Source organism: Aquincola tertiaricarbonis, from assembly GCF_000969605.1.
GTDB lineage: Bacteria > Pseudomonadota > Gammaproteobacteria > Burkholderiales > Burkholderiaceae_C > Aquincola > Aquincola tertiaricarbonis.
The window spans coordinates 146841-158799 of record NZ_JZUE01000004.1 but is presented as its reverse complement, the minus strand read 5'-3'; the positions used below and the strand labels follow the sequence as shown (position 1 = coordinate 158799).

Genomic DNA, 11959 nt, shown 5'->3' with positions numbered 1-11959 from the left:
CCGGTCTGTGCGGCGGGCGGCCCGGTGCAACCCATTCTGGGGACTGCCCCGCGCCCGGCGCACCGGCCGATCCCCTACGCGGAACTACGCGGTCGGGCCTGCAGGCCCGGACGCAAACGGACACAAGCCCTGTTCACCACGCTGGTGCATGCGGGCCTAGACTGGCCCGGCCCCCACCGGGGCAGGAGGTGTTGGCGGATGCAGGCAAGCGGCTCAGGCAGGCCCACCCCGCTGCCCGTGCAGGCGGCGGACTGCGGCTGCAGCCAGGCCGAGGCGCGGCGCCAGGAACGCCGGCGCCTGGCAGCGGAACTGCACGACGGCGTGGCGCAGCAGCTGGTGGTCACCCGGTTGGCGCTGCAGGGCCTGCTGGTCGAGACCGCATCGAACCTGCCCGCCTCGCAGCGGCGGCTGCAGCAGGGCGTGCAGCGCTCGGTGCAGCGGCTGGAGGAAGCGCTGCAGGCCCTGCACCGGCTGGCGGTGGACCTGCATGGCCCGCCGCCGGTGGCCCTGCATGCGGCGCCGGTCCGGCTAACGCCGCGCGAGCGCACGCTGCTGCAGTGGCTGGCGCAGGGCGCCGGCAACCGCCGCATCGCCCAGGCGCTGGGCCTGTCGGTGCGCACGGTGGAGGCGCACCGGCTGCACCTGCGGCGCAAGCTGCACCTGGGCAGCCCGGGCGAGCTGGTGAAGTTCGCGGTGGAACACCTGCGGCCGGCCGACGACGTGCCCGCGGCTTCCGCCGAACAGGCAGGCAAGCACCCGCTACCTCTGATTCAAGCCGGGGGCCGCTTGCACCGATAGTGCAAGGATGCCCCCCGAGTCGCCCCCTGCAGTTCCCAGCGCTCTGCCTCCCATCGACGCCCGAGCGAACTCGGCCGACACCACCGATCCCGCCTTCGTCAGCTGGTGCGCCCGCATGCGCATTCCGGCCACGCCGCAGGCGCTGGAGGTCTGGCGGGCCGTGGCCGCCTCGCCCACGCCGCGGCAGTACGGAAAGATCGAGTTGTAGGTGTTTTTCGCCGGGCTTGCGGGTCCGGCAGCCGGCGGCCCTGCGCGCCGGAGCATGTCGTTGAGCAGTCCATGCCGAATTCCAACCCCCAGTCCCTGGTCGATCGAGTCGTCGCCAAGCGCGGCCGCTTGATGCGCTGGCTGCTGCTGGCCAACTTGCTGGTGGGCCTGCTGCTGGCAAGCCTGGTGTGGTCGGTGCTGCAGTCGACCAAGCGCGGCTACGAGACCCGTGCGCTCAACCTGGCCGAGGGCCTGGCGGCGGTGGCGCAGCTCAACATCGGCAGCGAACTGGCGCAGGTGGACTCGGTGATGCAGGCCACGCTGGACGACATGCAGCGCACTGGCCTGCGCAGCGCCAACGACGGCCCTGCCATCGATGCGCTGCTGCGCAGCCGCTACCGCCTGCTCAAGGGCGTGGAATCGCTGCGCATGTCCGACGAGAGCGGCCGCGTGGCCTGGGGCTGGCCGTCCACCACCTTCACCTCGGTGGCCGACCGCGAATACTTCCAGCAGGCGCTGAACCACCGCGGCGACCGGCCCATCCTGGCCGGGCCCTTCCGCTCGCGCGCCTCGGGCCACTGGGTCATCGCGGTGGTGCGGCCGGTGCTGGTGTCCGGCCGCTTCGCCGGCGCGATGTATGCCACCCTCACGGTGGAGCACTTCGCCCAGGTGTTCGACCGCTACGACCTGGGCCTGGGCGATGCGATGGCCCTGCGCACGCCCGACCTGCGGCTGGTGGCCCGCCGCTCGCCCGGCGGCGGCTCGCAGGGCGATGCGGGCACGGTCTCGGTCTCCCAGCAGCTGGCCGACGCCGTCGCGGCCAAGCCGGGCGGCGGCGCCTTCGTCTCCCGCGTGGCGGTGGACGGCATGTACCGCACCACCGCCTACCGCGCGGTGGAGGGCTGGCCGCTGACGGTGTTCGCCGGCGTCAGCAACGACCGCTTCTTCGCGCCCTGGTACCACCAGGCCTGGCAGGTGGGGCTGATGGCCGCGCTGGCCTGGGCGCTGGTGGGCCTGGCCACCGCGGCGGTGTACCGCTTCGGCGCCCGCGAGGCCGGCGCCATGCAGGCCATCACCGCCCATGCGCTGGCGCAGCGCCAGGCGCAGCAGCGCATCGGCAGCCTGCTGGCCGAGCAGACGGCCATGCTCAACAACGACCTGGTGGGCATGATCAAGCTGGAGCAGCGCATGATCACCTGGCGCAACCGGGCCTTCGAGACGCTGCTGGGCTACGGCGACGGCGAGCTGGAAGGCCAGCCGATGCGCCTGCTGTATGCCGACGAGGAAACCTTCCACCGCGTGGGCCGCGAGGCCTATCCGCTGCTGCTGAGCGGCGCCAACTACCGCGCGCAGGTGCGCATGCGGCGCAAGTCGGGCGACGAGCTGTGGGTGGACCTCAACGGCATGCGCCTGTCCGAGCACGAGACCTTCTGGATGGCGGTGGATGCCACTGCCACCCGCGAGGCGCACGACCACCTGAGCCATGCCGCCCGCCATGACGCGCTGACCCAGCTGCCCAACCGCGTGCTGCTGCTGGAGCGGCTGCAGCAGGGCCTGGCCGCGCGCCGCCGCCCGGGCGACGAGGTGGCCGTGTGCTACAGGGACCTGGACGGCTTCAAGGCGGTCAACGATGCCCATGGCCACGACGCCGGCGACCTGCTGCTGGTGGAGGTGGCCCGCCGCATGGCGGCGCAGGTGCGCACCACCGACACCGTGGCCCGCATCGGCGGCGACGAGTTCGTGCTGGTGCTGCAGCCGCTGGCCGGCGACGGCTGGCGCAAGGTGCTGGAGCGGGTGGTGGCCGCGGTGAATGCGCCCATCGTGCTGCCCGACGGGCGGGAGGTGCAGGTGGGCGCCAGCGCCGGCGTGGCCACCTCCAGCGCCGCCATCACCGATCCGGCCGAGCTGCTGAGCGCGGCCGACCGGGCGATGCTGGCCGCCAAGCGCGGCGGCAAGGGCCGGCTGGCGGTGGCCCCGGACGAGTGCGCCGGGCCTCACAGCCCCACGCGCGGCGCCACGCTGGACAGCAGCGCGCTGGCCTCCTCCGACAGCTGAAACGCCGCCAGCAGGTCCGCCAGCCGGTAGCCCGGCGACCGCGGCTGCAGGCTGTCCACCACCGCGCGGGCCTGCGGCCAGCGCCCGGCCAGGGCCAGGCACAGCGCCGCGATGGCCAGGATGTGCACATGCGCATGCGGCCGCGCCGCCGCCTTCAGCGCCGAATCGGCGGCTTCCTCGTGGCGGCCCAGGCGCACCAGCGCCAGGGCCCGCGCCGCCAGCATCGCGAACACCAGCGGGTCGTAGGGGCTCAGCGCCCGCGCATGGTCGCTGGCGGCAATGGCCTGCAGCGCATCGCCGGACTGCGCCAGGATGAAGGCGCGGGTGTAGTGGCCCTGCGCAAAGCTGGGGCTGAGCTGCAGCGCCGTCTCCAGCTCGCACAGCGCCTGCGGCACCTGGCCGCGCAGCCAGTGCGCGCGGCCCAGCGCCCAGCGGGCGGCGGGGTCCTGCTCGTCGGCTTCCACGGCCTGCATCGCGGCGCGCCAGGCCTGCTGCACCGCCAGCGCACGCGGCTGCCAGCCGAGGAAGGCGTCCTGGAAATGGGTGAAGGACAGGCCGGCATGGGCCCGTGCGAAGTGCGGATCGCGCCGCAGCGCGGCCTGGAAGAAGCCCTGCGCCTGCCGGTTGTCCGCCGCGTCGAAGCGGTACATCAGGCCCAGGCCGCGGTGGTGCGACTGCCAGGCGTCCAGTTCGCTGGGCGGCAGCAGCACCGCGCGGGCCCGCTCGGCGATCTCCACCTGGCTGGCCAGCGCGTTCACCAGCCGGTCGCCCAGCTGTTCCAGCACGTCCAGCAGGTCGCCCAGCGGCGCGCTGAAGACGTCGGCCCACACGATGCGGGCGCCGGCGGCTTCGGCCAGTTGCACGTCGAGGCGCAGCGCCTGCCGGTCGCGGTGCGGGCTGCCGCTGGCCACGTAGCCCACGTTCAAGGCCTGGGCAGCGGCGCCGGCGGCCAGGCCCTGGCCCGCCAGCGCCGCCGCACTGGCCTGCGCGATGACGAACACCGTGCGCAGCTTGGCCAGCCGGGTGGTGACGTCATGGGCGAGCCAGGCGCCCAGCGGGCTGCGGCCGTCGCCGCCGGCCTGCAGCTCCGTGAAGGGCATCACCGCGATGGAGGCGCGTCCGGCCGGCGCGCCCTGGGCCACGGCTGCCGGCCGGGGCGAAGGCGCCGCACCCAGCCGTGCCTGCTGCCAGGCCTGGCTGAGCGCCATCGCGTCCACCCGCTGCGCCGCGAACTGCTGCATCGCCGCCTGCAGGTGCTGCTGCGCTTCCGGCCAGCGGCCTTGCGCGGCCAGCGCCTGCAGCAGCCGCTCGTGCGCGGCCAGGTCCAGCGGCGCCAGCTGCAGCCAGCGGCCCAGCAGCTCGATGCGTTCGTCCGCCTGCCGCGGCAGCAGGTCCACCAGCGCCTGCAGCAGGCCGGCCTGCAGCGCCCGCAGCCGCCGGCGCTGGCCCTGCAGCCAGGCGTCGAACGGCGGGCTGTTCTGCAGTGCCAGGCCTTCGAGGAATTCGCCCTGGAAAGCGCCCAGCAGCCCGCGCAGCAGGTCGGCGTCCGGCGGCGGGCGAGGGGCTGGAGAAGCATCTGCCGGCCGCAGGGCCCGCTCGATGCGCAGCACGTCCACCTCGTGCGCATGCAGCGCCAGCCGCACGCCGCCGTCGGTGGCCAGCAGCCGCGGATGCCCCGGCTGGTCCACCACGCCACGCAGCTTGCTCAGGCACCAGCGCAGCTCGCCGCGCGGGTCGGTGGGCAGCTGCCACAGCAGCCCGCACAGCGCATCCCGGGCCACCGGCCGGGGCGACATCGCCAGGTAGGCCAGCAGCGCCCGGGCCTTGCGCGAGGCTGGCAGCGGCATCGGCCTTGGCCCGCGGCGCAACGTCAGCGGGCCCAGCAGGCACAGCGACAGCGCATCGGCCGGCGATCCGGCTTCCACCTCCGCCGCTCCATCCCGCCCCACCGCATCGCCGAGCGACTGCACGCCACCACCTCGCGTTCAGTTTCCACGGGCGCTCCCACGCGGCTTTCCACCGGCGCCGCGCACAGTGGCCGCTTCACCCGGCAGGAGACCCGACATGGACCCATTGTCTTCCTCTACCACCCCGGCGGCGCCGGATCTTTCGGCCCTCAAGGCGCGGCAGCGCGATGCCTGGGCATCCGGCGACTACGCGGTGATCGGCACCACGCTGCAGCTGGTGGGCGAGCAGCTGGCCGAGGCCTGCGACCTACACTGGGGCGAACAGGTGCTGGACGTGGCCGCCGGCAACGGCAATGCCACGCTGGCCGCAGCACGCCGCGGCGGCCGCGTCACCTCCACCGACTACGTGCCCGCGCTGCTCGAGCGCGGCGCCGAGCGAGCGCGTGCCGAGGGGCTCGAAGTGAGCTTCCAGGCCGCCGATGCGGAGCAGCTGCCCTTTGCCGATGCCTCGTTCGACGTGGTGCTGTCCACCTTCGGCGTGATGTTCACGCCGCGGCATGCGGTGGCCGCGCAGGAGCTGTTGCGCGTGTGCCGGCCGGGCGGCCGCATCGGCCTGGCCAACTGGACGCCAGGCGGCTTCATCGGCCAGCTGTTCAAGACGCTGGGCCGCCACCTGCCGCCGCCGGCCGGCGTGCAGCCGCCCTCGCTCTGGGGCACCGAGGCGCATCTGCAGGCGCTGTTCGGCGGGCAGGCGGCCCGCCTGCAGGCCGTGCCGCGGCTCTTCCAGTTCCGCTACCGCTCGGCCGAGCACTTCCTGGACGTGTTCCGCACCTGGTACGGGCCCACCCACAAGGCCTTTGCCTCGCTGCCGCCCGAGCGTGCGCAGGCGCTGGCGCAGGACATCCTGGCGCTGCTGGAGTCGCTGAACCGCGGCGGTCCCGGCACGCTGGTGGTGCCCAGCGAATACCTGGAGGTGGTGATCACCCGGCGGTGAGGCCGCCGCGGCGGCTGCTATAACCGGCCGCCCCGGTGGTCCGGGGGCAGGAGTTGGCCGATGCGGATGAAGTGCGATGGGCGGCGGGCGAGGCGGGTGGCAGGAGCGCTGGTGGCGCTCGGCATGCTGGGCGGCTGCGCCGTACCGGCACCGGCACCGGCGCCGCCGGCCCTGGTGGTGGACGGCCTGTGGCGGGTGGACCAGGCGCAGCAGGAACCCCTGCTCGACCGCAGCCAGGCCCGGCTGGACTTCGGCCAAGGCGGTGCGCTCACCGGCCACACCAGCTGCAACACGCTGAGCGGCAGCTACGTGCTGGAAGGCGACCGCCTGCGCGTGGGCCCGGTGGTGACCACCCGCCGCGCCTGCGGGCCGCTGGCCATGGAGCAGGAGGACCGCATCCTCACCGCGCTGGAGAACGCCCGCACCGCCCGCGTGCGGCCCGATGGCCTGCTGGAGCTGCGCGACGGCGCCGGCCGCGGCGTGCTGCGCGGCACCCGCTTTCCCTAGCCTGCTGCTGCGCCCGTGGGCGGCAGCTTCTTCAGCGCGGCGCCCAGCGTCTGCCGGCAGGTCCAGTAGCCGGCCCAGGGGTCCTGCTGCTGGAACGACAGGTACTCCCGCGCGGTGGCGATGGTCCACTGCGCGCCGCCCTTCAGCGCGGGCAGCTGCGCCCAGTCCACCGGCATCGACACGCCCATGCCCGGCCGCGCGCGGGCGGAGAAGGCCACCGCCGTGGTCTGGCCATGGCCGTTGCGCAGGTAGTCGATGAAGATCTTGCCCACCCGGTTGCCCCCTCCCGACTTGGCCACGAAGCGCTGCGGGATGGTGCGGGCCATGTGCTGCACCGCCGCCTGCGAGAAGGCCTTCACCTTGTCGTAGGCCAGCCGCGGCGCCAGCGGCACCACCACGTGCAGTCCCTTGCCGCCCGAGGTCTTCAGCCAGGCCTGCAGGCCCAGCTCGGTGAGCAGCGTGTGCATCAGCAGCGCGGCTTCCTGCAGCTGCGGCCAGGCCACGCCTTCGCCGGGGTCCAGGTCGAAGATCACCCGGTCGGGCTTGTCGATGTGGCGGGTGGTGGAGTTCCAGGTGTGGAACTCCACCACGTTGATCTGCGCGGCGGCCACCAGGGCCTCGGGCGTGTCCACCGCCAGCAGCGCGGCATGGCCGGGCCACAGCGCCGGGTCCAGCTCGCGCAGGCCGGGCATGCGGGTCTCCGGATGCTTCTGGAAGAACAGCTCGGCGGTGATGCCCTGCGGCGCCCGCACCAGCGACACCGGCCGGTCCTTCAGGTGCGGCAGCATCCACGGCGCGATGCTCTCGTAGTAGCGCACCAGCGCCAGCTTGGTGATGCCGGTGCTGGGGTCGATCACCCGCTGCGGATTGGTCACCTTCCGCCCGGGCGCGGCGGGCGGCGGTGCGGCAGCGGTGGCCATTGCCGTTGCCGGGCTGGCGGTGGCCTGCTCGCGGCGGATCTCCCGCGCGGGCTTGTCGCTGCGCACGCCGCGGAAGGTGGCATGCCGCACATGGCCTTCGGGCGTCCATTCGGCGAAGGCCACCTCCACCACCAGCTCCGGCCGCACCCAGCGTTCGCTGCCCGCGGTGCGGCGCGACCAGCGGCCGGGCTTCACCGTGGCCGGGTCGATGGCCGGCTGCGACGTCTCCAGCGCCAGCAGCATCTGGTGCAGCTCGCGCGCGGTGGCGGTGCTCCAGCCGGTGCCCACCGAGCCGGCCGAACGCAGCGCCCCGGCCGCGCGGCCGCCGTCGGGCGCCTCGTGGTAGGCCAGCAGCAGGCTGCCCACCTCGGCGCGCGCCCCGGCGCGGTCGGTGAAGCCCACCACCACGAATTCCTGCCGGTGCTGGCACTTGAGCTTGAGCCAGGTCTCGGTGCGGCCGGACACGTAGGGCGCATCGGCCTGCTTGAGGATCACGCCTTCCAGCCCGATCCGGCAGGCCGCGGCCAGCAGCTGCGCCGGCGGCGCATCGAAGGCCTGGCTGAACTGCACCTGCGTGCCGGCCCCGTCGGCCCGCTCGGCCATCAACGCCTGCAGCACCGCGCGGCGGTGGCGCAGCGGCACGGCGCGCAGGTCCTGGTCGCCCAGGTAGGGCAGGTCGAACACGAAGTACACGATGTGCTGCGCGCCGCGGCCGTCGTCGATGGCGTTCTGCAGCCGGTTGAAGTCGGGCACGCCGGCATCGTTCATCACCACGATCTCGCCGTCCAGCCAGGCGGCATCGATGCCCAGCGCCTGCACCGCGGCGACCAGGCCCGGCAGGCGGTCGCTCCAGTCGTGGCCGTTGCGGGTGATGAGCCGCACCGCGCCGCGCTGGATGCGCGCCAGCATGCGGTAGCCGTCGAACTTGCTCTCGGCCACCCACTGCAGCGCGTCCGGCCCGGTGGCCGGCGGGGCGGCGGCCAGCGTGGCCAGTTGCGGCGCCAGCCGGGCGGGCAGGGTCGCGCGGCGGGCGGCGGACAGGTCGGGGCCGTCGTCGTGCTGCTCCAGCAGGCCCAGCGGATGCGTCACCACGCTGTCGGGCAGCGCACTGATGACGTCGTACTCGGCGGTCGGCCGGGCCCAGGCGTCGCCGCGCTTCTTGAACAGCATCCACTGCGGCTGCTTGTCGTCGCTGCCGGGCCTGGAGATGCGCACCAGCTCCCACAGCCCGGCCAGCTTCTGCCCATGCAGCTTGAACAGCAGCTTGCCGCGCTGCAGGCCGGCCCGCGCATCGCCCACCGGCTCCCAGCTGCCCTGGTCCCACACGATGACGGTGCCGGCGCCGTACTGGCCCTTCGGGATGGTGCCTTCGAAGCTGCCGTAGGCCAGCGGATGGTCCTCCACCTGGATGGCCATCTGCTTGACCGCCGGGTCGAACGACGGGCCCTTGGGCACCGCCCAGCTCAGCAGCACGCCGTCCAGCTCCAGCCGGAAGTCGTAGTGCAGGCGCGAGGCCCAGTGCTTCTGGATCACGTAGGCCAGCGGCCGGGGTGCTTCCTGCTGCGGCGCGGGCAGCCCGGCCGGCTCGGCGGTGCGCTGGAAGTTGCGCTTGGCGTTGTAGCGTGCCAGCGGTGCTTCGGCGGTGGAAGGCTTGGCGGCGGCCATGGCGTCACTCGTCGCGCAGCGTGAGCCACACCGGCGCATGGTCGCTGCTGTCCTCGATGCCGCGCACCTCGCGGTCCACGCCGGCCTGCTGCAGCCGCGGCGCCAGCGCGGCGCTGAGCAGCAGGTGGTCGATGCGCAGGCCGGCATTGCGCTGCCAGTGGTTGCGCCGGTAGTCCCAGAAGGTGTAGTGCCGCTGCGTGGGATGGCAATGGCGCAGCGCATCGGTCCAGCCCTGCTGCAGCAGCCGCTGCCAGGCCTGGCGCGGCTCGGGCTGCAGCAGCGCGTTGTCGCGCCAGCGCTCGGGCGCATGGGCATCGGCATCGGTGGGCACCACGTTGAAGTCGCCGGCCAGCAGCACCGGATGGCCGGACTGCCACAGCCCCTGCGCATGGGCCAGCAGCCGCTCGAACCAGGCCATCTTGTAGTCGAACTTGGGGCCCGGCCACGGGTTGCCGTTGGGCAGGTACAGGCAGGCCACCACCATGCCGTGGATGGCGGCCTCGATGTAGCGGGCCTGGCGGTCAGTCTCGTCGCCGGGCAGGCTGCTGCGGATGGGCAGCGGCTCGGCCCCGCGGCACAGCAGGGCCACGCCGTTCCAGCTGGACTGGCCGGCCACCAGGGCCTGGTAGCCGGCGGCTTCCAGTGCCGCGCGCGGGAACTGCGCGCCGGTGCACTTCAGCTCCTGCAGGGCCACCACGTCGGGCTTGACCGCCTCCAGCCAGGCCAGCAGCAGCGGCAGCCGCTTGTTGACGTTGTTGACATTCCAGCTGGCCACCCGCATGCCCGGCGCTTGGCAACCGGTGTGCCGGGGCGGGCGATGGCCCTGCATTCAAGTCGGCCGCCGCGGGGCCGAAGACAAGCCGAGTCTGCTGACTGACATGGAGTTGTTCCGATGGCCATCCTGAGTGAAGTCGATCTGCTGCGGCGCGTGCCGCTGTTCTCCGGCCTGAGCGACGAGGCCGCACGGGTCATCGCGCAATCGGTCGTCAAGCGGCGCGTGTCGCGCAACGAGCTGATCCTGAAGCAGGGCGCCCGCTCGGCCGCGCTGGTGATCTTCCTCAACGGCCGCGCCCGCGTGATCCGCAGCGACGATGCCGGCCGCGAGGTGACGCTGGCCCTGCTGGGCGCCGGCGACCACGTGGGCGAGATGAGCCTGCTGGACGACGGCATCCATTCCGCCTCGGTGCGGGCCGACACCAAGGCCGACGTGCTGGTGATCCGCCGCAGCGACCTGGCCGGCCTGCTGCCGGCGCAGGACACGCTGGCGCATGCGGTGATGCGGGGCCTGGTGAGCCGGCTGCGCGCAGCCGACAACGGCATCCAGTCGCTGGCGCTGCTGGACGTGCGCGGCCGCGTGATCGAGAAGCTGAAGGCGCTGGCGGTGACGGTGGACGGCGCGCAGCTGATCCGCGCCCGCGTGTGCCGCCAGGACCTGGCCAAGCTGGTGGGGGCTTCCCGCGAGATGGTCAGCCGCGTGATGTGCCAGCTGGAGGCCGACGGCTTCATCCGCACCCGCGAGGACGGCGCCACCCAGCTGTTCGAGCAGCCCGAGCCCGCCGCCGCGCGCTGACCCGCCGCCCGGCCCCCGGCCGACCGGCGCCTACCGTGGCGGCCGCAGGCCCGCCAGGTGCATGCCGCTGTCGAGCATCAGCAGCTCGCCGGTGACGGTGCGTGCACCGTCCACCAGCCACACGATGGCCTCCGCCACGTCCTCCGGCGTGCAGGCCCGCGCCAGCGGCACGCCCGCCTGGTAGCTGGCCAGGCCGGCCTCGAAGCCCTGCTGCCCCACGCCCTGCACGAACCAGCGCGAGGTGACCATGCCTGGGCACACCGCATTCACCCGCACCGCCGGGGCCATCTCGCGTGCCAGGTGCAGCGTCATCGCATTGATCGCACCCTTGGAGGCGATGTAGGGCACCGACGAGCCCACGCCGAGTGCGCCCGCCACCGACGACACGTTGACGATGCAGCCCTGCGCCTGGCGCAGCGCCTCGGCGCAGGCCCGCACCATCTGGAAGCTGCCGATGGTGTTGACCGCCAGGATCTGCTGGAACACCGCTGCATCCAGCGCTTCCCATTGCGCCGCGGCACCGAAGACCGACATGCCGGCGTTGTTCACCAGCGCGTCGATGCGGCCCCAGCGCTGCAGCGCGGCCTGCGCCAGCGCGCGGCAGTCGGCATCCTCGGCCACGTCGCCCTGCATCGCCAGCGCATCGGCGCCGGCGGCGCGGCAGTCGGCGGCGGTGCGCTCGGCCTCCTCGGCACTGCGCGAATAGTTGACCAGCAGCTGGTAACCCTTGCCGGCCAGCAGCATGGCCGTGGCCGCGCCGATGCCGGTGCCGCCGCCGGTGATCACGGCCACCTTGCGTTCGCCCATGGCTTGCCTCCTGTGCCTGTCCTTCGGCGGGCCAGTCTAAGCGGGGCGAGGCGGCACGGGGATTGCTGCAGCGCACTGGTGCAGCAGGAGGGCCGCATGACGACGAAACGGGCAACGCCACGGGTGCTGGTGGTGGACGACGACGTGGACTGCGCGGACAGCCTGGCGCAGCTGCTGCAGGAGCTGGGCTGCACCGCCACCGCGCGGCATGACGCCCGCTCGGCCATCCAGGCGGCGATGGACGTGCTGCCCGAGCTGGTGATCGTGGACCTGGCGCTGGGCGCCGAGGACGGTTGCGCGGTGATGAACGGCATCCGCGACGTGCTGGCGCTGCGCCACCGGCCGGTGATGGTGTGCCTGACCGGCCGCGCCGACGGCCGCACCGAAGGCCTGTGCCTGCAGCGCGGCTTCGACCTCTTCCTCACCAAGCCGATGTGCCCCGATGCACTGCAGGAGGTGCTGCAGGTGGTGCACAGCCGGCGCCCGCGGGCACCGGTGGTGAAGATGCGAGGCGGCTGAAGCCGCGCCG

General features: G+C 73.5%; 9 protein-coding genes and 1 pseudogene. 6 read left to right on the top strand and 4 right to left on the bottom strand.

Annotation, left to right across the window (positions count from 1 at the left end; genetic code table 11):
- Positions 1 to 297 precede the first annotated feature (297 nt).
- Positions 298 to 708 (top strand): annotated as a pseudogene (locus VO99_RS28650) (response regulator transcription factor); the annotation flags it as partial.
- A 369-nt stretch (positions 709 to 1077) separates the two neighbouring features.
- Positions 1078 to 3060 (top strand): sensor domain-containing diguanylate cyclase, encoded by a 1983-nt coding sequence (locus VO99_RS06510; RefSeq protein ID WP_046111995.1) that lies wholly within the window; start codon positions 1078 to 1080, stop codon positions 3058 to 3060.
- Here VO99_RS06510 and VO99_RS06505 read toward each other — a convergent pair.
- A complete protein-coding gene (locus VO99_RS06505) occupies positions 3000 to 5030 on the bottom strand; it encodes a BTAD domain-containing putative transcriptional regulator (protein WP_232315283.1) in 2031 nt (676 codons plus the stop codon). The two genes, VO99_RS06510 and VO99_RS06505, sit on opposite strands and share 61 nt — an antisense overlap.
- Before the next feature lie 94 nt (positions 5031 to 5124).
- On the opposite strand from VO99_RS06505, the gene VO99_RS06500 reads away from it, so the two are divergent.
- Together VO99_RS06500 and VO99_RS06495 are read left to right on the top strand one after the other, a co-directional pair.
- Complete coding sequence (locus VO99_RS06500; RefSeq protein ID WP_046111994.1) at positions 5125 to 5961, top strand: class I SAM-dependent methyltransferase; 837 nt, start codon at positions 5125 to 5127, stop codon at positions 5959 to 5961.
- Between the two features lie 111 nt (positions 5962 to 6072).
- Positions 6073 to 6468, top strand: coding sequence for an META domain-containing protein (locus VO99_RS06495; protein ID WP_052736133.1), 396 nt, complete (start codon positions 6073 to 6075; stop codon positions 6466 to 6468).
- On the opposite strand, the gene ligD is transcribed toward VO99_RS06495, so the two are convergent.
- Positions 6465 to 9053 (bottom strand): DNA ligase D, encoded by a 2589-nt coding sequence (gene ligD / locus VO99_RS06490; RefSeq protein WP_046111993.1) that lies wholly within the window; start codon positions 9051 to 9053, stop codon positions 6465 to 6467. The genes VO99_RS06495 and ligD overlap by 4 nt on opposite strands.
- 4 nt (positions 9054 to 9057) lie before the next feature.
- Positions 9058 to 9834: an exodeoxyribonuclease III gene (gene xth / locus VO99_RS06485; protein WP_046111992.1), complete on the bottom strand. Its 777-nt coding sequence runs from the start codon at positions 9832 to 9834 to the stop codon at positions 9058 to 9060.
- A 111-nt stretch (positions 9835 to 9945) separates the two neighbouring features.
- Here xth and VO99_RS06480 point away from each other — a divergent pair, with 111 nt between their 5' ends.
- Positions 9946 to 10623, top strand: coding sequence for a Crp/Fnr family transcriptional regulator (locus VO99_RS06480; protein ID WP_046111991.1), 678 nt, complete (start codon positions 9946 to 9948; stop codon positions 10621 to 10623).
- A 30-nt stretch (positions 10624 to 10653) separates the two neighbouring features.
- On the opposite strand, the gene VO99_RS06475 is transcribed toward VO99_RS06480, so the two are convergent.
- Entirely contained in the window at positions 10654 to 11430 is a 777-nt protein-coding gene (locus tag VO99_RS06475; RefSeq protein WP_046111990.1) for an SDR family NAD(P)-dependent oxidoreductase, read from the bottom strand.
- Positions 11431 to 11526: 96 nt separating this feature from the next.
- On the opposite strand from VO99_RS06475, the gene VO99_RS06470 reads away from it, so the two are divergent.
- Entirely contained in the window at positions 11527 to 11949 is a 423-nt protein-coding gene (locus tag VO99_RS06470) for a response regulator (protein ID WP_157039467.1), read from the top strand.
- Positions 11950 to 11959: the final 10 nt, after the last annotated feature.